This window comes from Sphingomonas sp. (genome assembly GCF_026460985.1).
GTDB lineage: Bacteria > Pseudomonadota > Alphaproteobacteria > Sphingomonadales > Sphingomonadaceae > Sphingomonas.
The window spans coordinates 12,954-34,267 of record NZ_JAPKNM010000117.1 but is presented as its reverse complement, the minus strand read 5'-3'; the positions used below and the strand labels follow the sequence as shown (position 1 = coordinate 34,267).

The 21,314-nt window shown below is 68.9% G+C and carries 19 protein-coding genes; 7 read left to right on the top strand and 12 right to left on the bottom strand.

Annotated features, from left to right (window positions below; genetic code table 11):
- Positions 1-68: 68 nt before the first annotated feature.
- Positions 69-2,171 (top strand): penicillin-binding protein 1C, encoded by a 2,103-nt coding sequence (pbpC, locus tag MT490_RS19000; RefSeq protein WP_297391254.1) that lies wholly within the window; start codon positions 69-71, stop codon positions 2,169-2,171.
- A 362-nt stretch (positions 2,172-2,533) separates the two neighbouring features.
- On the opposite strand, the gene MT490_RS18995 is transcribed toward pbpC, so the two are convergent.
- Positions 2,534-3,055, bottom strand: coding sequence for an RcnB family protein (locus tag MT490_RS18995; RefSeq protein WP_297391182.1), 522 nt, complete (start codon positions 3,053-3,055; stop codon positions 2,534-2,536).
- A 107-nt stretch (positions 3,056-3,162) separates the two neighbouring features.
- Positions 3,163-3,633 carry an outer membrane protein assembly factor BamE gene (locus MT490_RS18990; RefSeq protein ID WP_297391180.1) on the bottom strand — a complete coding sequence of 157 codons (471 nt, stop codon included), beginning with the start codon at positions 3,631-3,633 and terminating at the stop codon, positions 3,163-3,165.
- Between the two features lie 121 nt (positions 3,634-3,754).
- On the opposite strand from MT490_RS18990, the gene MT490_RS18985 reads away from it, so the two are divergent.
- Together MT490_RS18985 and MT490_RS18980 are read left to right on the top strand one after the other, a co-directional pair.
- Positions 3,755-4,267 carry a ubiquinol-cytochrome C chaperone family protein gene (locus MT490_RS18985; protein ID WP_297391178.1) on the top strand — a complete coding sequence of 171 codons (513 nt, stop codon included), beginning with the start codon at positions 3,755-3,757 and terminating at the stop codon, positions 4,265-4,267.
- Positions 4,264-4,797, top strand: a complete 534-nt coding sequence (locus tag MT490_RS18980) for a YceD family protein (protein ID WP_297391176.1) — start codon at positions 4,264-4,266, stop codon at positions 4,795-4,797. The genes MT490_RS18985 and MT490_RS18980 overlap by 4 nt, the downstream gene beginning before the upstream one ends.
- A 34-nt stretch (positions 4,798-4,831) precedes the next feature.
- Here the strand turns inward: MT490_RS18980 and MT490_RS18975 are convergent, their stop codons facing one another.
- The 3 genes from MT490_RS18975 to MT490_RS18965 form a co-directional block, all read right to left on the bottom strand.
- Positions 4,832-5,551, bottom strand: coding sequence for a hypothetical protein (locus MT490_RS18975; RefSeq protein WP_297391174.1), 720 nt, complete (start codon positions 5,549-5,551; stop codon positions 4,832-4,834).
- Positions 5,544-6,725 carry a hypothetical protein gene (locus MT490_RS18970; RefSeq protein WP_297391172.1) on the bottom strand — a complete coding sequence of 394 codons (1,182 nt, stop codon included), beginning with the start codon at positions 6,723-6,725 and terminating at the stop codon, positions 5,544-5,546. Before MT490_RS18970 ends, MT490_RS18975 begins: the two co-directional genes overlap by 8 nt.
- Positions 6,726-6,797: 72 nt before the next feature.
- A complete protein-coding gene (locus MT490_RS18965) occupies positions 6,798-7,448 on the bottom strand; it encodes a TetR/AcrR family transcriptional regulator (protein WP_297391170.1) in 651 nt (216 codons plus the stop codon).
- 127 nt (positions 7,449-7,575) lie between these two features.
- On the opposite strand from MT490_RS18965, the gene MT490_RS18960 reads away from it, so the two are divergent.
- On the top strand, positions 7,576-9,807 hold the full coding sequence (locus MT490_RS18960) for a TonB-dependent receptor (protein ID WP_297391168.1): 2,232 nt from the start codon (positions 7,576-7,578) through the stop codon (positions 9,805-9,807).
- A 77-nt stretch (positions 9,808-9,884) separates the two neighbouring features.
- Positions 9,885-11,138, top strand: coding sequence for an MFS transporter (locus MT490_RS18955; RefSeq protein ID WP_297391166.1), 1,254 nt, complete (start codon positions 9,885-9,887; stop codon positions 11,136-11,138).
- A 159-nt stretch (positions 11,139-11,297) separates the two neighbouring features.
- Here MT490_RS18955 and MT490_RS18950 read toward each other — a convergent pair whose 3' ends face one another.
- Entirely contained in the window at positions 11,298-12,875 is a 1,578-nt protein-coding gene (locus tag MT490_RS18950; protein WP_297391164.1) for a peptide chain release factor 3, read from the bottom strand.
- Positions 12,876-13,041: 166 nt separating this feature from the next.
- Here MT490_RS18950 and MT490_RS18945 point away from each other — a divergent pair, with 166 nt between their 5' ends.
- Positions 13,042-14,202 carry a hypothetical protein gene (locus MT490_RS18945; RefSeq protein ID WP_297391162.1) on the top strand — a complete coding sequence of 387 codons (1,161 nt, stop codon included), beginning with the start codon at positions 13,042-13,044 and terminating at the stop codon, positions 14,200-14,202.
- 234 nt (positions 14,203-14,436) lie between these two features.
- On the opposite strand, the gene MT490_RS18940 is transcribed toward MT490_RS18945, so the two are convergent.
- Together MT490_RS18940 and MT490_RS18935 are read right to left on the bottom strand one after the other, a co-directional pair.
- The gene (locus MT490_RS18940) at positions 14,437-15,300 is read right to left on the bottom strand and encodes an aldose 1-epimerase family protein (RefSeq protein WP_297391160.1); all 864 of its coding nucleotides are present in this window, start codon (positions 15,298-15,300) and stop codon (positions 14,437-14,439) included.
- A 10-nt stretch (positions 15,301-15,310) separates the two neighbouring features.
- The gene (locus tag MT490_RS18935; RefSeq protein ID WP_297391158.1) at positions 15,311-15,889 is read right to left on the bottom strand and encodes an ABATE domain-containing protein; all 579 of its coding nucleotides are present in this window, start codon (positions 15,887-15,889) and stop codon (positions 15,311-15,313) included.
- 90 nt (positions 15,890-15,979) lie between these two features.
- Between MT490_RS18935 and MT490_RS18930 the strand changes: the two genes are divergently transcribed.
- Positions 15,980-16,459 (top strand): lipocalin-like domain-containing protein, encoded by a 480-nt coding sequence (locus MT490_RS18930; protein ID WP_297391156.1) that lies wholly within the window; start codon positions 15,980-15,982, stop codon positions 16,457-16,459.
- A gap of 6 nt (positions 16,460-16,465) precedes the next feature.
- Here MT490_RS18930 and MT490_RS18925 read toward each other — a convergent pair whose 3' ends face one another.
- From MT490_RS18925 to pheS, 4 genes are all read right to left on the bottom strand, one after another.
- Positions 16,466-17,209 (bottom strand): SDR family NAD(P)-dependent oxidoreductase, encoded by a 744-nt coding sequence (locus tag MT490_RS18925; protein ID WP_297391154.1) that lies wholly within the window; start codon positions 17,207-17,209, stop codon positions 16,466-16,468.
- Between the two features lie 168 nt (positions 17,210-17,377).
- A complete protein-coding gene (locus MT490_RS18920) occupies positions 17,378-17,779 on the bottom strand; it encodes a hypothetical protein (RefSeq protein ID WP_297391152.1) in 402 nt (133 codons plus the stop codon).
- A 4-nt stretch (positions 17,780-17,783) separates the two neighbouring features.
- Positions 17,784-20,192 (bottom strand): phenylalanine--tRNA ligase subunit beta, encoded by a 2,409-nt coding sequence (pheT, locus tag MT490_RS18915; protein WP_297391150.1) that lies wholly within the window; start codon positions 20,190-20,192, stop codon positions 17,784-17,786.
- The gene (pheS, locus tag MT490_RS18910) at positions 20,189-21,271 is read right to left on the bottom strand and encodes a phenylalanine--tRNA ligase subunit alpha (protein WP_297391148.1); all 1,083 of its coding nucleotides are present in this window, start codon (positions 21,269-21,271) and stop codon (positions 20,189-20,191) included. Before pheS ends, pheT begins: the two co-directional genes overlap by 4 nt.
- Between the last annotated feature and the right edge of the window lie 43 nt (positions 21,272-21,314).

Below are 21,314 nucleotides of genomic sequence, written 5' to 3'. Positions count from 1 at the left end.
TCGCCGCCTGGCTCCGCCGCCAGCGCGCCGCATTTCGCGAGCGCGGCTGGCGCGGCATCTTCACCCCGATGCGCGTGGTACTCGCGCTCGGCGCCTTGCTCATCGGGACCTTCGCCTCGCTCGCCTGGGTCACCCGCCCGCCGCCGCTGCCGCCCTATTCGAAGGTGGTCGCGGATTGGCGCCCGTCTGAGGCCTGGCTCTACGACCGGGGCGGCCGGCTGATCGACAGCACCCGCGTCGACTATCAGGCGCGCCGCCTCGGCTGGGTCAAGCTCGCCGACGTCTCGCAAGTCACCCGCGACACGCTCGTCGCCGCCGAGGACCGGCGCTTCCAAAGCCACAACGGCGTGGACTGGTGGGCATTGGGCGGCGCGCTGCGCGACCGGCTCGAAGGCAAGCGCGCGCGCGGCGCCTCCACCCTCTCGATGCAGGTCGCGGCCTATCTCGCGCCAGACCTCGCCACGCCCGGGCATCGCGGCACCTGGGACAAGCTCCGCCAGATGCGTGCCGCCCGCGCGCTCGAAGCCGAATGGAGCAAGGACCAGATCCTCGAGGCCTATCTCAACCTCGCCGGTTTCCGCGGCGAGGCGCAGGGGATCTCCGCCGCCGCGCTCGGGCTGTTCGGCAAGACCCCCGCGACGCTCACCCGCGACGACGCATTGCTGCTCGCCGCCTTGCTCCCCAATCCGGGCGCGGGATCGACCGAAGTCGCCCGCCGCGCCTGCGCGCTCGGCCATGACCGGGATTGCGGCCGCTTCTCCGGCGCCGCCGCGTCGATGCTCGGCCCGGCGCGCAGCCTCGCGCTCGATCCCGGGCTCGCGCCGCATCTCGCCGCGCGGCTGCTCGACACGCCCGGCGCGCGCGTCACCACCACGCTCGACGCCCGCATCCAGTCGGTCGCGATCGCCGCGCTGCGCCGCCAGCTCCAGGGCCTCGGCGGCACCCGCGCAAGGGACGGCGCGGTGGTGGTGGTCGACAATGCCAGCGGCGACGTGCTCGCTTATGTCGGCGGGATCGGCGGCGAGAGCACCGCACCCGCGGTCGACGGCGCATCGGCGTACCGACAGGCGGGATCGACGCTCAAGCCCTTCCTCTACGCCCAGGCGATCGAGAAGGGCTATCTCACCGCCGCGTCGATCCTCGACGATTCACCGGTCCAGCTCGACACCGCCTCGGGGCTCTACGTCCCCCAGAATTACGACCGCGCGTTCAAGGGTCCCGTCTCGGCGCGGATCGCGCTCGCCGGATCGCTCAACGTCCCCGCGGTGCGCACCTTGCTGCTGACCGGCGTCGACGCCTTCCGCGACCGGCTGTGGGACACCGGCTATCGCGGGCTGGTCGAGGACGGGCAATATTACGGCTATTCGCTCGCTTTGGGCTCGGCCGAGGTGACCCTGGTCGAGCAGGTCGCCGCCTATCGCAGCCTCGCGCTCGGCGGGCGCTGGTCGCCGCTGCGGCTGACCGAGGCTTCGCCGCACGCGAAGGCGCGCCAGGTCCTGTCGCCCGCGGCAGCCTGGATCACCGCCGACATCCTCGCCGACCCCAGCGCGCGAGCCGGCACCTTCGGCGTCGATTCGGCGCTGCGCCTGCCCTTCTGGGCCGCAGCCAAGACGGGGACGTCGAAGGCGATGCGCGACAATTGGTGCATCGGCTTCAGCGACCGCTTCACCGTGGGCGTGTGGGTCGGCAATCTCGAGGGCGATCCGATGCGCGCGGTCTCGGGCACCAGCGGCGCGGCGCCGGTGTGGCGCGACGTCATGATGGCATTGCACGCGGGTGCGCCGAGCAGGCCCGCGCCCGCACCGCCGGGAATCGAAGCGCGGCCGATCCGCTTCGCCGAGGGGATCGAGCAGCCGCGCCGCGAATATTTCCTGAAGGGCACCGCGCTGGCCGAGGTCGCCGCGGCCCCGGCGGCGGCACGGCGCCCGCGCATCGTCAATCCGGTGGCGGGAAGCGTCTATGCGCTCGATCCCGATATCCCGATCGACCGCCAGCGGCTCGCGGTGGCGGTGAGCGGCGAAGTGACCGGGCATCGCCTGCTGCTCGACCGGCAGGATCTCGGCTCCGCCGACTCGCGCCCGCTGATCCTGCCCGGGCGCGGCCAGCACCGGTTGCGGCTGGTCGATCTGGGCGGCCGCGTGATCGACCAGATCCTCTTCACCATCCGCTGAGCTAATCAGGACCAACGGACATTGGCATCTGGGCGCCCCTCCCTGCTTGCAGGGAGGGGTTGGGGGTGGGTGCGCGCGTCTGCGCGCTCAAAAGACTCGTTGCTGCTCGGCAAAAAACAACGGACGAGGCATCGAGCCTCGTCCGTTGTTACCCACCCCTTACCCCTCCCTACAGGGAGGGGATTTGGATGCTGAATGGGTCTAATTTTCGCTACGGGAGCGAAATGCTTTTCCGCGCGTTCAATCGCGCGGTCCTACCCCTTTCGGGACCGTGCTCAAGGGCACCGGCCGCGCCGCCGCAATCGGCGCGGCCGAACCCCGGGGCAGCTGAACCGCCCCGGAGCCCCGCGACGATCGCGTGCCTACCAGTAGAAGCCGGGGATCACCCGCACCACGAAGCCGCGGCGCGTATCGATCAGCAGCACGTCGTCATAATGGCGCACCCAGCGCTGGTAGCGCCCCGCCTGCGGCAGGCGATAGCGCCACGGATCGGCGATCACATAACGCGATCCCCAATAATTGGGCGCGATCCGCCCCCCGCTGCGAAAGCGGGTATAGCCGAAGGGCGCCCGCCAGTTGCCGCGCGAATAGGCCCCGCGGTTGCGCCCGCGATAGTCGCGCCAGTCATTGTCGCCCCAGCGGCGATCGCGGTCGCGCAGGTCCTCGCGATATTCCTGGCGCGCCTCGCGAACGTCGCGGCGCTCGTCGCGGATGTCGCTGCGGTCGCCGCGACGGCGGGCGTCGCGCAGCTCGCGCTGTTCCTCGCGGATATCCTGGCGGTCGCGGCGCAGCTCGCGGTTCGACTGCGCGCTCGCGGCGGTCGGCAGCGCCACGGCCGGCATCGCGACGGCGGCGAGCAAAGCGGCGGTGATGATCTTCTTCACGGGATTCCTCCAAACTCTCCGGGCCGGCATCTTCCGGCACCCGCGCAAATTGGAGGAGTCCCGCTGAACCGCTTGAGAACGCGGTCGTCAGCGATCAGAAAGTTTCTTCACTGCCCCGGAGCGGAGGGGCCGCCGGTGCCCGGGGCGCCGACCGTGCCGATATTGCCGAACAGGTCGTCGAAGAAGCTGCGCTTGCGGCCCAGGGTCGGCGTCTTCTTGCCATAGGGATCGACCGAGGCGATCAGCTCCTTGCCCATCTTGTCGACCGAGGCGACGTTGCCCGCGGCATCGAAGCGCACGCGGATCGTGGTCTGGTCGCGCACCTTGGGGTCGCTATAGCCGAAGTTCCGGCTGTCGCGGGACACATAATACCATTCGCCCTGGTTGAACTGGCTGGTCAGCGTCGGGCGGCCGAGCGTCTGGAGCACCGATTCGCGATTGTCGACGCCGGGCTGGACCGAATCGACCAGCTCCTTGTCGATCACATAGCCCTGGTGCGTCTTCATCGGCGCGCAGGCGGTGCTGCCGAGGGCGGCGAGGAGCGCGGCGCAACCGGCCAGGCGAACGGGGAAGGGCATCGAAATCTCCAGGCCGAAGCAAGCACAAGCGCGCATTGCATCGCGCGTCATTCGCCTCAATATGCGGCAAAATGCGGCCAAACAAGGTCGCGGCCCGCTTTCACACGGACGAAGAACCAACATGGGACTGCTCAAGCGCCTGTTCGGCGCCCCCGATCGCGGCACCGCGCCGCAGCTCTACGCCGCCATCGTCGCCGCCGGACGCGCGCCGCACTGGTACGCGAAGGGCGAGGTCCCCGATACGATCGACGGCCGATTCGACATGATCGCCGCGATGCTTTCGCTCGTATTGCTCCGCCTGGAGGGGGAGCCCGAGGCGCTGGCGCCGAGCACCGCGCTCGCCGAATGCTTCATCCATGACATGGACGGCCAGCTGCGCGAGATCGGCGTCGGCGACGTGGTCGTCGGCAAGCATATGGGGCGGATGATGGGCATGGTGGGCGGCCGCCTGGGCGCCTATCGCGCGAGCCTCGCCGGCGAAGGGCTCGGCGCGGCGCTGGTCCGCAACCTCTATCGCGGCAAGGCGCCGTCCGATGCGGGGCTGGCGCATGTCGAGGCCGAGCTGCTCGCCTTGCGCGACCGGCTGGCGGCCACGCCCACCGCAACGATCCTCGCCGGTGCGCTGCCGCGATGAACCCCGAATTCCCGCGCCCGCACCGGCTCGACCAGATCGGCCCCGCCGAGAGCAAGGTGGCGGTCGAGGCATCGCCGGACGAACGCGCGGCGCTCGCCCGCCGCTTCGACCTGATCGCGATCGATTCGCTCTCGGCCCGCTTCATGCTCCGCCGCGACGCGGCCGGCGTGCTCGCGCACGGGCATCTCTCGGCCGCGGTGATCCAGGCCTGCAGCATCACCGGCGACCCGCTGCCCGCCGTGGTCGAGGAGGATTTCGCGATCCGCTTCCTGCCCGAACCGGGCGAGGACGATAGCCAGGACGAAGTCGAGCTCGCCGAGGAGGATCTCGACACCGTCTTCTATACGGGCGCGGCCTTGGACCTGGGCGAAGCCGCGGCGGAGACGCTCGCGCTCGCGCTCGACCCCTTCCCGCGCGGCCCCAATGCGGCGGCGGCGCTCCGCGAGGCCGGCGTGGTCAGCGAGGAAGCGGCCGGCCCGCCAAGCCCGCTCGCCGCCGCGCTCAAGGACAAGCTCGGCAAGGGCAAATGACCGAACCGCTTCCCGCCTAGGCCTGAGCCTGCGCTCAGGCCGCCAGCGCGGCGCGCTCGGCTTCGCTGCGCAGATAGAAGGACTTCATCGCCATCGCGACCTCATAGTCCTCATATTCGTCGATATCGATTCCGGACGCCTTGCAGACGCGGTGCATGCACGGCTTGGGCCCGAGGAAATAGCCTTCGCGCAGCGTGTCCTCGCGCGAGCGCATGTACAGGCCGTTGGTCACGCGGAACCAGTCGGGAAGCTCCTGGCTGATCGTGTGGTTGCGATCGGCGCGGTAGTTGAGCGCGCGCTCGGCGTCCCAATAATATTCCTTCACCAGGTTTACCGAGACGAGGCTGTCATGGCTGCGATCGCGCACGACCTGCTGCAGGTACATCTCGAAGCCCTCGCGATATTCGTCGGGACGCATCAGCGGCACCACCACGGTGACCCAGGCGAAATGCGGCGTCGCGATGCCCGCGACCACGCCGGTGATCACTTCGGTGAAGGTCGCGTCGTGCCCGGTGCTCAGATAGTCGCTGCGCGGCAGGAACTGCACGCCGCTGCGCTCGGCCACTTCGCGCACCCGCTCCGAATTGGAGCTCAGGAAGATGAGCGACGGGTCCTGGACCTGCCTGACCTGGGCGATCTTCCAGTCGAGCAGCGACATTTCGTCGTGAAAGGGCAGGAAGATCTTCTCGCGTACGCGGCTCGATCCCTCGCGCACGGGAATGATGACGGAAATGTCCTTATAGGGGTTAGGCATCCTCGCAGCTCCTGGGCTGGTGTTGATCGTAGCGCGCCAGTCCGCCCTCCCAGCGGGCCGGCGAAGCGGGCGCGCGCAGGCGCTCGCTGAACTCGGCGGCACCGACGGTCTTCGCGCCGAACGCCTCGCCCGCAACGCGCCAGGCGAACCAGCGCCGCGCCGCGTCCGCATCGGGCACGGCGGCCGATCCGTCCCGCAACGCGCGGACAAAGGCGTCGAGATCGTCGTGCATGCGCAGCCAGGCGGCCGAGCGCCGCCGCGACATGCGAAGCATCGGCCGCCCGAAAAAGGCGCCCGCGGCGAAGCATTTGGAATTCTGCACGACCATGCCGTCGCAATGCTTGACCAGCAGGTTGGTCGAGGCGGCGCCCGCTTCCGCCAGCTCGACGAGCCGCACCCGCCCGCCATAGCCCTCCACCATGCCCCGGAGCTCGGCATCGGCGCCGTGGAGCCGGTTGAGCGGGTGATTGGTCAGCGCCAGCACGAAATCGGGGGGAAGCCAGGCGGCGAGGTGCGCGACCAGATCCAGGTTGCGCGCGAAGCGGTGCTGGATCGGGTAGAAATTCTCCTCATGCTCATATTCGAGCGGCACCGCGACGATCCGGCGGTCCTCCGGCAGCCCCATCAGCGCCAGCGCTTCGCTCCGCGACAGGGAATAGGGCCAGCTGTGCGCATGCCGGTCGCACGCCTCCTCCCAGCGCGAGGCGAACGCCGCCTCGACTTGCTCCCCGGCATCCGCGTCGAGTTCGGGCATCGCGCCGAAATCGAAGATGCCCTCGTGCAGCGCGAGCGCCCAGGGGTCCATCGCGAGCGGCGGCGCGCCTGCCTCCATCAGGTAGCGCACCGTGCCGGGAAACGCCGCCGCCGTATCGGTCTCGGCCGAACGGCACAGCACATAATCGGGGGCGATGCTCCGGACGAAGGCGATCAGCCCTTCCGGATCGTCGGGCGCGGTGCGCAGGCTCTCATGCCCGGCGCCGTCCACCACATGCCAGTGCACGTCGCCCAGCCCGGCGCATTCCGTGAGCTGCGCCGTCCCGATGCCGGTATTGCGCCAGAGCAGCGGCACCAGCACATGGACCTCGGCATGCGCCCGCAACGTCCGGACGAGGGGCAGGATCACCTCCTCGAACCAGAGCGGCGTCACCACCGGCAGGTAGAACAGGATACGCATTCGACCCTCGGCTTCGCCGGAACCATCCCGACCCTCCATTATAGAGGGATGGCGGGCCGAAGGTGCGGTTCGCTATGTGCCGGGGGCTATGCCGTGCGCCAGCATCGCCGCCACGGTCTCCGCGATCGCCTCGGGCGAGACGTCCTCCTGCCAGACGCTGTAGCGGAGCCCGAGGAAGACGTTCATCCCCATGATCGCCCAGGCATGGACCTCGCCGACGTCGCTGCGCACCTCGCCACGCGCAGCGGCCGCCTGGAGCCGCCTGGCGATGCGCTCAGCGGTGGTGGCGTAATGCATGCGGAAGCTCTCGGGATCGACGAACTCGGCCTCGTCGATGATCCGGTAGATCTCCTTGTGGGTGCGCGCGAACTTGATGAACGCCAGCAGCGCCGCCTGCTCGGCCGCGATCTGGCCCGGCGCGTCCTTGAGCGCGGGCGCGACATGCTCGCGCACCTGCTCGGACATGTCGCGCACCAATGCGCGGAACACCGCGTCCTTCGAATCGAAATAGGTGTAGAAGCTGCCCAGCGCGACGCCGGCACGGCGGGTGATCCCGCTGATCGAGCCTTCGTGGAACCCCTTCTCGCCGAACTCCGCCGCCGCCGCGTCGAGGATCGCGCGCAGCGTCCTGCGCCCGCGCGCGGTGCGCGGCTCCTTGCCCGCGCTCGCCGCGTCGGTTGCCGGCACAGGCGGTGCCGGGACGTTGCCCTGTCCGCTCGCCATCCTGCCTCTCCCCCTGTCTTCCAATCCGAACATTCTTCCAAGTTGAAACCCGGTTCAGGTTTCAGTATAGCCTCCTGCAACAGCTTACAACCCGCACGAGACCGGGTCGAATTCTGGGGAGGAAACCATGACACGCCTGAATACCGCCCGCACGATTCTGTACGCCGGCGCGGCCTTGACCGCGCTCGCCGCCGCGCCTGCCTTCGCGCAGGAGCAGACCCCCGCGGCCACGACCGAAGAGGCAGCCGCCGACGATCCCGGCGAGATCACCGTCACCGCGCGCCGCCGCGAGGAAAGCCTGATCGACGTGCCGATCTCGATGTCGGTCGTCTCGGGCGACACGCTGGCGCGCACCGGCGCGACCGACATCACCGCGCTGCAGGACAAGACGCCCAACCTGACGCTGCAGATCGCGCGCGGCTCGAACTCGACGCTGATCGCGTTCAGCCGCGGCGTCGGCCAGCAGGATCCGCTCTGGGGCTTCGAGCCCGGCGTGGCGCTCTATATCGACGACGTCTATGTCGCGCGGCCGCAAGGCGCGGTGCTCGACATCTTCGACGTCGAACGCGTCGAAGTGCTGCGCGGTCCGCAGGGCACGCTCTACGGCCGCAACACGATCGGCGGCGCGGTGAAGTATGTCACCCGGCGGCTCGGCCATGATTTCGAGGCCAAGGCGCGCGTCGCCTATGGCTCGTACAACCAGGTCGATCTGATCGGCCAGGTCACCGTGCCGGTCGGCGACATCCTGTCGTTCGGCGGCGCGATCGCGCAATATTGGCGCGACGGCTATGGCGAGAACCTCACCACCGGCGTCGACCAGTACAACAAGAACGTCCTCGCCGCCCGGCTCTCGGCCGAGCTGACGCCGTCGGACAATATCTTCGTGCGCGTCGCGGGCGATCGCATCCTCGACACCTCGCTGCCGCGCCACGGCACCCGCCTGCTGCCCAACGGCACCAACCCGATCTACACGCCGACCGAAAGCGTCTACGACACCCGCGCCGGCATCGGCGACGACAATCGCGTCGAGACCAAGGGCCTCTCGGTCACCGGCGAGATCGGGCTGACCGACACGCTGACCTTCAAGTCGATCACCGCGTGGCGCGAAGGCCATACCGACACGCTGATCGACTTCGACAACACCGAATTGCCGACGCTCGACGTGCCCGCGCAATATGACGACCGCCAGTTCACCCAGGAACTGCAATTGCTCTACCAGGGCGACCGCGCGCAGGGCGTGGTCGGCCTCTATTATCTCAACGGCCGCGCCAGCGGCGCGTTCGACACGGTCGTCGGACTGCTCAACACCACCACGCTGACCTCGGGCACCGTGCTCACCAAGAGCTATGCCGCGTTCGGCGACCTGAGCTTCGATCTGACCGAGCAGTTCAAGATCTCGGTCGGCGCGCGTTATACCAAGGACGACAAGACCGGCACGGTCTTCCGCCGCAACTATACCGGCATCCGCAGCCCCGTCTTCGGCAATGCCGCCGCGGTGCCCGGGCTGATCCGCACCGATTACACCAACAGCCGCAGCTTCGAGAAATTCACGCCGCGCGTGAGCCTGAGCTACCAGCCCAATGCCGACCTCAACTTCTACGCGAGCTACGGCCAGGGCTTCAAATCGGGCGGCTTCGACATGCGCGGCGACGCGGTGTTCACTCCGACCACGGTCGACGGCTATGCGCCCGAGACGATCGACAGCTGGGAACTCGGCATGAAGGGCGCATTCCTCGACCGCCAGCTGTTCGTGAACCTCGCCGGCTTCTTCTCGAACTACAAGGACCAGCAGGTCACGATCCAGGTGCCGGCGCTGCCGAGTGGCATCGCCAGCTTCGTCGACAATGCCGGCAAGGCCGAGATCTACGGTTTCGAGCTCGAGATGCGCGCGGTGCCCTCGCGGCATTTCACCGCAAGCGCCGCGATCGGCTACACCCATGCCGATTACAAGGAGTTCCTGACCTTCATCGCCGGCGGCACCACTCCGGTCGACGTCGCCGATCGGCGCGCGTTCCAGAACACGCCCGAATGGACCGCCAACGTCTCGGCGACCTGGTCGGAAGACCTTGCCGGGGGCACGATCGCGTTCACCCCGTCGGTATCGCTGCGCAGCGACACCCAGATGTTCGAGCTCGCCACCCCCGCGCTCGATCAGGACGGCTATGCGCTGGTCGACGCCGCGCTCAACTGGACCTCGGAGGGCGGCCGCTACCGGATCGGCGTGGCCGGCCGCAACCTGACCGACACGCGCTACCGCGTCGGCGGGTACAACTTCCCCGGTGCGCTCACGGGCAATTCGGTGATCGGCTATTACGGCCCGCCGCGTACCGTGACCGGCACCTTCGAGGTGCGGTTCTGATCCCAGGCGCCCGCGCCTGACATTTTCCGAGCCGGGTGTCCGATGACATCCGGCTCGTTTGCTTCCAGGGAACCCCGATGCCCGAAACCGCCCCCGCCAGCCGCCGCTACCCCGCCGTCGTGCTGGCGATGCTGCTGCTCGTCTACACCTTCAACTTCCTCGACCGGCAGATCCTCTCGATCCTCGCCCAGCCGGTGAAGAAGGACCTGGGGCTCGACGACGCGCAGCTCGGCATGCTGGGCGGGCTCGCCTTCGCCGCGCTCTATTCGACGCTGGCGATCCCCTTGGCCCTGCTCGCCGACCGGACGAGCCGGACCTGGGTGATCACCGTGTCGCTCGGCGTGTGGAGCGCGTTCACCGCCTTGTGCGGGCTCGCGCAGAACTTCACGCAGATGTTCCTCTTCCGCCTGGGCGTCGGCGTCGGCGAGGCGGGCGGGGTCGCGCCTTCCTATGCGCTGATCGCAGACTATTTCCCGCCCGAGCGACGGGCACGGGCGCTGTCGATCTATTCGCTCGGCATCCCGCTCGGCGCGGCCGGTGGCGTATTGCTCGGCGGCTACATAGCCCAGAATATCGAGTGGCGGACCGCATTCGTCACCGTCGGGCTCGCCGGCCTGCTGATCGCGCCCCTGTTCAAGCTGGTGGTCAGGGATCGGCCGCGCGCCCCCGCCACCCCCGAGAACCAGGTCCCTGTCGCCCGCGTCTTCGGGATCCTCGCCGCCAAGCCCGCCTTCTGGCTGATGGCGTTCGGCGCGGCGGCGGGATCGATGTGCGGCTATGGCGTCGCGTTCTGGCTGCCGAGCCTGATGCAGCGCAGCTTCGGATTGAGCCTGGTCGAGACCGGCCAGTTCTTCGGCGCGCTGCTGCTCACCGGCGGAGTCGCGGGCATATTGATCGGCGGCTGGCTCGGCGACCGGCTCGGCGCGCGCAACCGGCGCTGGTACGCGCTGGCGCCGGCGATCTGCTATGCGGCGGGGGCGCCCCTGTTCGTCGCCGGCGTGCTGGCGAGCAGCTGGGGACTCGCCTTCGCCTTGTTCCTGCTGCCCCAGGCGCTCGTCTATGTCTGGCTCGGCCCGGTGCTGACCGCGGTCCAGCACCTCGTGCCGGCGCACATGCGCGCGACCGCCTCGGCGAGCTTCCTGCTGATCAACAACCTGATCGGGCTCGGCCTGGGCAGCTGGGCGATCGGATCGCTCTCCAAGGCGCTGACGCCCAGCTATGGCGACGAGGCCCTGCGCTACGCGATCGCGGCGGGGTTGTGCCTGTACCTCGTCGCCGGCGCGCTGATGGCGCTGGCTAGCCGGTTCCTGGGGCGCGATTGGGTGGATTGAACTGCTCCCCTCCCTGCAAGGGAGGGGCTGGGGGTGGGTGCGAGCCGCAGGCGAGCCCATGGAGCGGATCGTGAAGAAGAAAAGGCCGGGCATCGAGCCCGACCTTTTCTTACCCACCCCTTGATCCCCTCCCTTGCAGGGAGGGGAAGCCGACGGAGGTCACCGCTCCCGTGTCGCGGCGAACTTCACCTTGGAATAGCGATCGGCGATATAGCCCACTTCCCACGCCGACTTGGCGAGGAACACCGGGTTGCCGTCGCGGTCCTTGGCCATCGCGCCGCGATTGAGGCTCATGAACTCGGCGAGGTCCTTCGGGTCCTCGGCCGAGATCCAGCGCGCGGTCTCGAACGGCGCCATCTCGAGCCCCGCCGCGACCTTGTACTCGGCATCGAGCCGGCTGAGCAGCACGTCGAGCTGGAGCTGACCGACCACGCCGATGATCCAGTTCGAGCCGATCTCGGGATAGAAGACCTGGGTCACGCCCTCCTCGGCCATGTCGTCGAGCGCTTTGCGCAGCTGCTTGGTCTTGGTCGGGTCCTTGAGCGCGACGCGGCGCAGGATTTCGGGCGCGAAATTGGGCAGCCCGGTGAAACGCACGTCGGCGCGCTCCGACAGGGTATCCCCCACCCTGAGCGTGCCATGGTTGGGGATGCCGATGATGTCGCCCGGATAGGCCTCGTCGGCAAGCTCGCGTTCGCGTGCGAAGAACAGGATCGGCGAGTGGATCGCGATCGGCTTGCCGTGCCCGGTCGGCGTCAGCTTCATGCCGCGCTTGAAGGTGCCCGAGCAGAGCCGCATGAACGCGATGCGGTCGCGGTGGTTGGGGTCCATGTTCGCCTGGACCTTGAACACGAAGCCGGTGACTTCGTCATGCGTCGGCTCGACCGGCGCGGGCTCGGCGGGCTGGGCGCGCGGTGGCGGCGCGAAGGCGGCGAGCGCCTCGATCAGCGAATCGACGCCGAACTCCTTGAGCGCCGAGCCGAAATAGACCGGGGTAAGGTCGCCGTGCCGATAGGCGACCGGATCGAACTCGGGATAGCCGACCTGCGCCAGCTCGACATCCTCGCGCAGCTTGGCGAGGTTCTCGGCCGAGAGGATCGCATCGAGCTGCGGATCGTCGAGGCCGCTGGTCTGGATCACCTTGCCCTGGAATTCGCGGCTATTCCCTTCGGGCAGCAGCAGGCGCCTGGTGGCGAGGTCGTATATCCCCTCGAAATTGCCGCCCATGCCCACGGGCCAGGTCATCGGCGTCACGTCGAGCGCGAGCAGGTCGGCCACTTCGTCGAGCGTCGCGAACACTTCGCGACCCTCGCGGTCGACCTTGTTGACGAAGGTGATGATCGGCACGTTGCGCAGGCGGCAGACCTCGAACAGCTTCCGCGTCTGGCTCTCGATGCCCTTGGCGACGTCGATCACCATCACCGCCGAATCGACCGCGGTGAGCGTGCGATAGGTGTCCTCGCTGAAATCCTCGTGGCCCGGCGTGTCGAGCAGGTTGAAGGTGATGCCCTCGCGCTCGAAGGTCATCACCGAACTGGTCACCGAGATGCCGCGCTGCTGCTCGATCTTCATCCAGTCCGAGCGCGCGCGGCGCGCGGCGCCGCGGGCCTTGACCTCGCCGGCGAGATGGATCGCACCGCCGAACAGCAGCAGCTTCTCGGTGAGCGTGGTCTTGCCGGCGTCGGGGTGCGAGATGATCGCGAAGGTACGACGGTCGTTGGTGTGGTCGGAAGGCATGCGGCCCTCTAGGGTCTGTGCTCGATACCCGCAACGCCTGCGATGATCCCGCCGGCGCCACTGTTCGTCCCGATCCGGCCACGGCCCGAAGCATGCCGGCTGGGCGCGCAACCCCGTAGTCGCAATCCTCCGGCGCAACCGGGACGGTCCTGATCGAGGTGAGGCGATGGCGGCACGGCGGTGGTGGCGATCGAGCGCGGCGGCACTGGCGATCGGCGCGGCGGCGCCCGCGCTAGCGCAGACCCGGATTCCCGTGCCCGGCGCGCCCGATGTCCAGCTGATGCTGATCCCGGTTCCCGAAGGCGCCGATGTCGATTCGGTGCTGCCGGGGGTGATCGAGAAGGTCGGTGCGGGCCAGGGCGGCATCGGCCGGCATGCCAAGCCGACCCAGGTGAACATGCGCGGCACGCCGATGCGCATCGAGGCCGTGTCGTTCAACAGCGCGCCGGGCGTGGCTTTCTTCTTCCTCTCGGTGCCGCGCGGCCGCGCCATCTGCATGGCCGCGATCCCGCTGGGCCAGGAGAAAAAGGCGGCGATGCCGACCGGCGAAGCGTGCCTCTCCGCCATGGGTACCGGCGCCGCGCCGGCGGGCACCGCCGCTGCCGGGTCGCCACCGCCGGCACCCGCCGCACCCGCTGCGCCTGCCGCCCGCGGCGCCCCGCCCGCGCATGGCGGCAACTGGGCCAGGGTCGCGGACGTCTATTTCCGATCGGTCGGCGGCTTCGGCGTGGGCGGCATGGTGACGCTGAACTTCGAGCCGATCGTGCTGTTCAAGGATGGCAGCTATTACGAGATCGACGATGCCGCGCTCGAGGATGTCGACCTCGCCGCTGAGCGCGCGCGCCGCCCGGACGACTGGGGCCGCTGGTCGCGCCAGGGCGACCGCTTCGTCCTCACCGATTCCAAGGGCCGCGCGAACGACTATGCGCTGCAGCAGGGCCGCTTCTTCAAGGCCTATCCGGCGGCCGGCGCCGCCGCGCTCTCGGGCAGCTACGAGACGGTCGGCGGCGGCGGCAATACCGCGTTCGGCGGCGAGGTGATGATCGCCACGAACAACCGCTACAATTTCCTCGCCGGCGGGGTGTTCACCACCGCCCGCTCGACCGGCGCCACGAACAGCGGCGCGATGACCGGCGTCGCCTCGAGCGTGGCCGCGAAGCGCGCCGGCCAGGGCCGGTTCGCGGTCGATCGCCACACGATCACCTTCACCCATCCCGACGGCCGCAGCGAGCGGCGCTTCTTCGCCTTCGGCTCGCGCAAGACGCCGCCGCAGATCGACCGGGGCATGCTGTTCATCGGCGACACGGTCTATACGCTCGACGACTGAGACGGAGCGATATTTGGCTTCCTTGATCCTCCCCCGCCAGGGGGAGGTGTCAGCCGCAGGCTGACGGAGGGGGCGGAATCACTGCGCTCAACTGGAAAGGGCGCTGCCTACCTCCCCCTCCGTCGCCTTCGGCGCCACAGTGTTGGGTCGCCCGTGCCCCCGGCACGGGCTTGGATTGCCGGGGCAATCCAACCCAACACTCCCTGGCGGGGGAGGATTTAGTGTCGATTCGACCTAAGCCAGCGTGACCTTCATGGTGAAGGTGCGCGCCTCGCCCGGCGCGTAACGCTGCATCAGCGGCTTGTCCCAGATCTCGCCGTCGAAGCCGTGCGGGTCGGCGATGCCGTGCCAGGGCTCGATGCACAGATAGCGCGCGCCCGGCTTCATCCACAGCCCCAGCGCGGGCGTATCCGGAAAGTCGCAGACGAGCTGCGGCCCGCCTTCGGCGCCATAAGCGAGCGACTGGCTGCGCACCGGGTTCCACACCAGGGCGTCGCGCTCGAACAGCGCATCGTCGAGAGGCAGCACCCGACCCTCGACGGGGCTCTCCCAGCCGTCCGCGTCGATCCAGCCGCCCCTGACGATCGCGGCGAGCCTGCCGGGCTCGTCCTGCGCGAAGACGATCCGGTGCGCCGCCTTCGCCGCGCCATAGGGCAGGGGCCAGGCGAAGGCGGGGTGGAAGCCGAAGCTCGCCGGCATGTCGCGATCGCCGGTGTTGGCGACGGTGATGTCCATCGCCAGCGTCGCGCCCCGGATCGTGAACGCGGCATCGAGCGTGAAGGCGAAGGGATAGACCGCGCGCGTTGCGTCATTGTCGGTCAGGCGGAACACCGCCCGGTCCGCCGCCTGCTCGATCACCTCGAACGCCTGCCGCCGCGCGAAGCCATGCTGCGGCAGCGGATATTCCTTGCCATCGAGCCTGTACTTGTCGTCCATCAGCCGCCCGACGATCGGGAAGAGCAAGGGCGCCCGCCCGTTCCAGAAGGCGGGATCGGCATCGGTCATCAGCTCGCGCCCCTCCGCGTCGCGCAGATGCGAAAGCTCCGCGCCCAGCGGGTTGATCGCCGCGGTCAGTTCGCTGGAGCCGATCTCGATCATCCAATATCCCTCATTCGGCCGAAGCCTTGCGGCGCCGGAACTCGGCGACCTTCGCCTTGTTGCCGCAGGCCGCCATCGAGCACCAGCGGCGGTCGCGCGAACGCGACGTGTCGAGGAACAGGATAGCGCAGCCGTCGGCCTCGCATTGCCGGATGTGCGCGGCCTGGGCGCCGCCGAACAGCAGCACCGCCTCGCGCGCGACTTCCGCCAGCAGTCCGGTGGCACTCCCCTGCCACGCCAGCGCACCTTCCGCATCGAGCTGCGGCGCCGCGGCCGGCCCCGACGCGAGCCCATTGAGATCGGCACGCGCCGAAGCCGGATCGGGTCGCCCGGCAATCCGCGCCAAGGCGAGATCGTGAACGGCCTCGCGCAATCGCCGCGCCGACTGGAGATCGGCGTCGGTAGCGCGGATGTCGGCAGGCAGTCCGGCGGCGCACAGCCAGCGATCCAGGTCCCCGGGAAGCGCCAGCAGATCGCGGGGCACCGGCTTGAGGCGCGCCGCGAGCGTGGCGACCAGATCCAGCGCGCGATGCCCGCCGCGGAAGCGGAAACCGTCGCGCTGCTCCGCGGGAGGGGCGGGAGAAACCATGCGGGCGAAGCTAGGAGCGAGTAACCGGCTTGACAAGTTATCCACTGCTCCGCTCTACTGTAACCTCATTAACTGGTTACGGAGATTCGCATGCTCATCGCACTCGCACTGCTCCCGCTCGCGACGGCTCAGCCGCGGCCCGAACCGCTCGTGCTGGAGGGAAGCTGGGAGCTCGCCTCGGCCTATGAGATCCTCGCCGACGGCAGCCGCGCCACCGCTTATGGCGAGCATCCGCGCGGGCGGATGATGGTCGATGCCGATGGGCGCTATTCGATCCAGATCTTCCGCCCGGATCGCCCGCTCTTCGCCGCGGGAGACAAGACGCGCGGCACGGCCGAGGAATATCGCGCCGCGGCGCTCGGCTCGAGCACGCATTTCGGCCGGGTCCGCGCGCTTCCCGACGGCAGGACCCTGGTCTTCAGCGTCGAATCGGCATCCTGGCCCAATTGGGAGGGCAAGGAGCAAAGGCGCGAATATAGCTACCGCGACGGCGTGCTCCGCTATGCGGTGCCGGCCAGCGCCTCGGGCAACGGCACCATCGCCTGGTCGGTGTGGCGCAAGCTGCGCTAGCGCGTTTCAGCCCGCGCGGTGGACGAGGAAGGGCGACCAGGCCTGGTTGACCGGCATCAACTCGATCGTGTTGACGTTGAGGCGCGGCGGCTGCTGGGCGACCCACAGCATGGTCGCGGCGATGTCCTCGGCGGTCATCGGATCGACTCCGCCATAGAGCTTGTCCGACGCCTGCTGGCTGCCGGTGCGCACCAGGGTGAACTCGGTCTCGACCATCCCCGGCTCGATCGAGGTGACGCGCACCCCGGTGCCGATCAGGTCCGAGCGCAGGTTGAGGCTGAACTGGCGGACGAACGCCTTGGTCGCGCCGTACACGTTGCCGCCCGGATAGGGATAATTGGCCGCGACCGACGACAGGTTGATGATCGCACCCTTGCGCGCGATCAGCGCCGGCAGGAGTTTATGCGTGATCGAGACCAGCGAGGCGATGTTGGTGTCGATCATCGTCGTCCAGTTGGCGAGCGACGCCTGCTGCGCGGGCTCCAGCCCCAAGGCGAGCCCGGCATTGTTGATCAGCAGGTCGATCCCGCGAAACGCCTCGGGCAGCCCGTCCAGCGCGGCGTCGCGCGCAGCCTCGTCGCGGATGTCGAATTCGAGCGTGTGGAGCGCGTCGCCCAGTTCCGCCCGGAGCGCCGCCAGCCGATCGGCGCGCCGCCCGGTACCGATCACCTTCCAGCCCGCCGCGACGAACGCCCGCGCCGCGGCCTCGCCGATCCCCGCGGTGACGCCGGTGATGAGAGCAATGGGCATGCATTTCTCCATGTCGTCATCCCGGACTTGTTCCGGGATCCACTCAGCCTCCCGCGGGACGCCGGAGCCTCTAACGCTGCCCTTGCCTCCCGCTGGACCTCGGCACAAGCCTGTCCTGAGCGCCTGCTTTACAGGCAGCCGAAGGGGCCGGGGTGACGTGGTATTTCGTTACAGATCGTCCTCATAGATCGACCGCGCTTCCCCAAGATGCCAGCGCTCGCCGTCCCAGCGATCCTCGAAGTCACCGTGCTGGAGTAGCGTCCCCGGCGGGCAGCCCAGCTCGGCCAGCTGCAGCCGGATGAGCGCGCAACCGAGTTCAAGGTCGGTCACATCGGCGTCGATGATCGAATAGGCGACCTCCCAGTCGTCACCGTCCTCGTCCCCCGTCGAGATTTGCCAGCCGCCGCCAGCGCTGCCGAGCCCCACCATCCGGAGTTCGGCATCGATGTGCAGTCCCCAGCGATCATGCCGCTCGTGCGGATCGAAATCACCGGCGAGCAGGATCGGCGTGGGAATGTCGCCCGGATACTCATGCAGGGCGTTGAACCCTTCGAGAAACCGGTCGATCATCCGCCTATCCCCGCAGCGTCGCGCCGAGTTTCGCCGCCGCGGCGACGACCTTGTCGGCCACCGCCTTCAGCTCGGCATCGGTGAAGCTCTTCTCGCCCGGCTGGAGCGTGATCTCGACCGCGAGGCTCTTCTGCCCCTCGGGCACGCCGGTGCCGGTGAAGATGTCGAAGAGGCGCGCGTCGACGATCACCGCCTTGTCCGCGCCCTTCACCGTGCGGACGAGATCGCCCGCGGCCAGATCGGCCGGCACCAGGAAGGCGAAGTCGCGCGTCACTGCCTGCAATGCCGGGGGCGTATAGGCCGGGCGCATGAAGCCGCTGCCGCGCTTCGTGGGCAATGCGTCGAGATAGATCTCCACCGCGGCGACGTCGCCATCGAGGTCGAACGCCTTGAGCACGCTCGGATGGACCATGCCGAACGAAGCGAGCACGGTCTTGGGGCCGAGCCGCAGCGTCGCCGACTGGCCGGGATGGTAGACCTCGCCCGCCTCGCCCATCACCTGCAGGTTCGCGACCGGCGCGCCCGCGGCCTCGAGCAGGGCCAGCGCCTCGGCCTTGGCGTCGAACGCGCCGAAAAGCTGCGCCTTGCCGCCCTGCCAGCCGCGCGCCGAGCGATCGCCCGCGAGCACCACGCCGAGCGTCAGCCGCTCCTTGTCGGCGAGATAGCGCCGGCCGATCTCGAACAGCCGCACGCCGCTCGCGCCGCGCTTGAGGTTGCGCTCCGCCGCGGCAAGCAGGCCGGGGAGCAGCGAAGGCCGCATGACCTTCATGTCCTCGCTGATCGGGTTGGCGAGGCTCCACGCCCCGCCACCGAAGGGCGCCGCCTCGGCCTCGGAGATGAAGCTCCACGTCACCGCCTCGCTGAGCCCGCGCGCCGCCGCGGTGCGCCGCAGCTTGCGCTCGAGCTTCTGCTCGGGCGTCGCGGTCGGGCGCGCCACGCCGGGCACGCGGTCGAGCGGAGTCGGGGGGACCTTGTCGATACCCTCGATGCGGATGACTTCCTCGACCAGGTCGGCGGGGCCGTCCACATCGCGGCGCCAGCTCGGCGCGGTGACCCGCAGCGCATCGAAGGCGGAAAGATCGGTCGGATCGCCGTTCGCGTCGAGCGGCTCGACACGGAAGCCGAGGCTCTCGAGAATCGCCTTCTGCCGCTCCACGGGAATGGCCAGCCCGCCCAGCGTCTCGGCCAGCACCGGATCGTAACCGGTGACGATGCCGACATGCGGCAAATTGCCCGCGCGGGTCACCTCGCTCGCGCTGCCGCCGCACAGGTCGACCACATAGCGCGCCGCGATCGCGATGCCGTCCTCGAGGAAGGCCGGATCCACCCCGCGCTCGAAGCGCGAGCGCGCATCGCTGGTGAGCGCGAGCTTCTGTCCGGTCCGCGCGATATGGTCGGGATCGAAGAAGGCGCATTCGATCACCACGTCGGTGGTGGTCGCGGACACGCCGGTATCCTCGCCGCCCATGATCCCGCCGATATCGTGCACGCCGTTTTCGTCGGCGATCACGGTGACGGTCTCGTCGAGGGTGTAGGTCTTCTCATTGAGCGCGAGCACCTGCTCGCCGGCCCTGGCCTTGCGCACGACGAGCGCGCCCGAGAGCTTGGCCTTGTCGTAGACGTGCAGCGGGCGGCCGAGATCGATCATCACATAGTTGGTGATGTCGACCAAAGCCGAGATCGGACGCTGGCCGATCGCCTTGAGGCGGCGCTGCATCCAGCCGGGCGAGGCGCCATTGGTCACGCCGCTGACGGTCTGGCCGAAATAAGCCGGGCAGCCGTCGGGCGCCTCGATCCGCACCTCGGGCCCGGCACCGCTGGCCGGCACCGGATCGACAGCGAGCGGCTTGAGCGTCCCCAGCCCCGCCGCGGCGAGATCGCGCGCGATGCCGCGCACGCCCATGCAGTCCTGGCGGTTGGGAGTGATCGAGACGTCGATCACCGCGTCGTTCAATCCGGCATAATCGGGATAGGAAGTGCCGATCGGCGCGTCGGCGGGGAGCTCGATGATCCCCTCATGGTCGTCGCCCAGCTCGAGCTCGCGCGTCGAGCACATCATGCCGTTCGATTCGACTCCGCGCACCGCGGCGATCTTGAGCTGCATGCCGTTGGCCGGAACCACCGCGCCCGGGAGCCCGAGCACGCCGACCAGCCCCGCGCGCGCATTGGGGGCGCCGCACACGACCTGCAAAGGCGCACCTTCGCCGGTATCGACGGTCAGCACCTGCAATTTGTCGGCCTGTGGATGGCGCTCGGCGGTGAGCACCCTGGCGACGCGGAACGCCGCGAGCTTCTCGCCCGGATTCTCGACGCCCTCGACCTCGAGCCCGACGCGCGTCAGCGCCTCGACCACTTCGTCGAGCGAAGCCTCGGTCTCGAGATGCTCCTTGAGCCAGTTCAGCGTGAACTTCATGCGCCGACTCCCCCGCTCAGCGTGGGCACGTCGAGCGCCGAGAAGCCGTAGTGTCTGAGCCAGCGCAGGTCGCCGTCGAAGAAGGCGCGCAAATCGTCCATCCCGTATTTGAGCATCGCGAGGCGGTCGACGCCGGTGCCGAAGGCGAAGCCCTGCCATTCGTTCGGATCCAGCCCGCAGGCGGCGATCACCTTGGGATGCACCATCCCCGAGCCGAGGACCTCCATCCAGCCCTCCGAGCCGCCGATCACGCGCTTGCCGCCCACCACCGAGTAGCCGACATCGACTTCCGCCGAAGGCTCGGTGAAGGGGAAGTAGCTCGGGCGCAGGCGGAGCACGATGTCGTCGCGCTCGAAGAACGCCTTGAGGAAGGTCTCGAGCGTCCATTTGAGGTGGCCGAGCGTGATCCCCTTGTCGATCACCAGACCTTCGATCTGGTGGAACATCGGCGTGTGCGTCGCGTCCGAATCCGAGCGATAGACGCGGCCCGGCGCGATGATCCGGATCGGCGGCTTGTCCTTCACCATGGTGCGGATCTGCACCGGCGAGGTGTGCGTGCGCAGCAGATGCTTCTGGCTGCCATCTGCCTCGGGCGGGAAATAGAAGGTATCGTGCATCGCCCGCGCCGGATGGCTCTCGGGAATGTTGAGCGCGGTGAAATTGTGCCAGTCGTCCTCGATCTCGGGACCGGTGGCGACTGCGAAGCCGAGATCGGCGAAGATCTCCGCCAATTCGTCCATCACCTGGCTGACCGGATGCACCGAGCCCGCCGGCACCGCGTCGACCGGCAGCGTCATGTCGAGCGTCTCGCGCGCCAGCCGCGCGTCGAGCGCCAGCCGCTCGAGGCCCGCCTTGCGCTCCGCTAGCGCCGCGGTCACCGCCTCGCGCAGGCCGTGGATGCGCGGGCCCTGCTCCTGGCGCTCCTCGGGGCTCATCCCGCCCAAGGTCTTGAGCAGCCCGGTGATCGCGCCCTGCTTGCCGAGCGCATGGACGCGCAGCGCCTCGACGGCGTCGAGCCCCGCCGCGGCCTGGATCGACGCGAGCAAGTCGCTGCGCAATTGTTCGAGATCGGTGGTCATGGAAAAGGCCCGAACCCCAGAGTGCGCACGAGGTCAACCCTCC

Bases quoted from the DNA above. Each gene is read 5' to 3' on its own strand.
- pbpC (WP_297391254.1), top strand. From the start codon at position 69: ATGCGCGTGGTACTCGCGCTCGGCGCCTTGCTCATCGGGACCTTCGCC.
- MT490_RS18990 (WP_297391180.1), bottom strand. From the start codon at position 3,633: ATGCCCTTCCCCGTTCGCCTGGCCGGTTGCGCCGCGCTCCTCGCCGCC.
- MT490_RS18985 (WP_297391178.1), top strand. From the start codon at position 3,755: ATGGGACTGCTCAAGCGCCTGTTCGGCGCCCCCGATCGCGGCACCGCG.
- MT490_RS18980 (WP_297391176.1), top strand. From the start codon at position 4,264: ATGAACCCCGAATTCCCGCGCCCGCACCGGCTCGACCAGATCGGCCCC.
- MT490_RS18975 (WP_297391174.1), bottom strand. From the start codon at position 5,551: ATGCCTAACCCCTATAAGGACATTTCCGTCATCATTCCCGTGCGCGAG.
- MT490_RS18970 (WP_297391172.1), bottom strand. From the start codon at position 6,725: ATGCGTATCCTGTTCTACCTGCCGGTGGTGACGCCGCTCTGGTTCGAG.
- MT490_RS18965 (WP_297391170.1), bottom strand. From the start codon at position 7,448: ATGGCGAGCGGACAGGGCAACGTCCCGGCACCGCCTGTGCCGGCAACC.
- MT490_RS18960 (WP_297391168.1), top strand. From the start codon at position 7,576: ATGACACGCCTGAATACCGCCCGCACGATTCTGTACGCCGGCGCGGCC.
- MT490_RS18955 (WP_297391166.1), top strand. From the start codon at position 9,885: ATGCCCGAAACCGCCCCCGCCAGCCGCCGCTACCCCGCCGTCGTGCTG.
- MT490_RS18950 (WP_297391164.1), bottom strand. From the start codon at position 12,875: ATGCCTTCCGACCACACCAACGACCGTCGTACCTTCGCGATCATCTCG.
- MT490_RS18945 (WP_297391162.1), top strand. From the start codon at position 13,042: ATGGCGGCACGGCGGTGGTGGCGATCGAGCGCGGCGGCACTGGCGATC.
- MT490_RS18940 (WP_297391160.1), bottom strand. From the start codon at position 15,300: ATGATCGAGATCGGCTCCAGCGAACTGACCGCGGCGATCAACCCGCTG.
- MT490_RS18935 (WP_297391158.1), bottom strand. From the start codon at position 15,889: ATGGTTTCTCCCGCCCCTCCCGCGGAGCAGCGCGACGGTTTCCGCTTC.
- MT490_RS18930 (WP_297391156.1), top strand. From the start codon at position 15,980: ATGCTCATCGCACTCGCACTGCTCCCGCTCGCGACGGCTCAGCCGCGG.
- MT490_RS18925 (WP_297391154.1), bottom strand. From the start codon at position 17,209: ATGCCCATTGCTCTCATCACCGGCGTCACCGCGGGGATCGGCGAGGCC.
- MT490_RS18920 (WP_297391152.1), bottom strand. From the start codon at position 17,779: ATGATCGACCGGTTTCTCGAAGGGTTCAACGCCCTGCATGAGTATCCG.
- pheT (WP_297391150.1), bottom strand. From the start codon at position 20,192: ATGAAGTTCACGCTGAACTGGCTCAAGGAGCATCTCGAGACCGAGGCT.
- pheS (WP_297391148.1), bottom strand. From the start codon at position 21,271: ATGACCACCGATCTCGAACAATTGCGCAGCGACTTGCTCGCGTCGATC.